Source organism: Vibrio sp. YT-19(2023) (assembly GCF_033337395.1).
Genome location: NZ_JAWOQN010001249.1, coordinates 1 through 501, shown reverse-complemented (window position 1 = coordinate 501; position 501 = coordinate 1). Strand labels below are relative to the sequence as shown.

Below are 501 nucleotides of genomic sequence, written 5' to 3'. Positions count from 1 at the left end.
TAGTAAGACACGAACAGGCTGCGACACACATGGCTGATGGCTACGCTCGCGCAACAGGTAAGCCGGGTGTGGTACTGGTATGTTCAGGGCCTGGCGCAACCAATACCATTACCGGTATTGCAACGGCGTACATGGACTCCATTCCGATGATCGTGATTTCAGGGAACGTGCCAAACAACCTGATTGGTAACGATGCTTTCCAAGAATGTGACATCGTGGGCGTCTCTCGTCCGGTAGTAAAACACAGCTTTTTGGTGAAAAAGGCGGAAGATATCCCTGAAACGATCAAAAAAGCCTTCTACATTTCAACAACGGGTCGTCCTGGGCCAGTTGTGATTGATTTGCCAAAAGACGTAATGAATCCGCAAATCAAACTGCCTTACCAATATCCAGAAAGCATTTCGATGCGTTCATACAAGCCAACCACTTCGGGTCATAAAGGCCAAATCAAGAAAGCGCTCAAGTCTTTGATTGAAGCGAAAAAACCGGTGCTTTATGTCG

The 501-nt window shown here is 47.5% G+C and carries 1 protein-coding gene; it reads left to right on the top strand.

The window, feature by feature from the left end; genetic code table 11:
* A partial coding sequence (locus tag R7E78_RS31090) for a thiamine pyrophosphate-binding protein (protein ID WP_318059269.1) occupies positions 1-501 on the top strand: 501 nt, incomplete at both ends.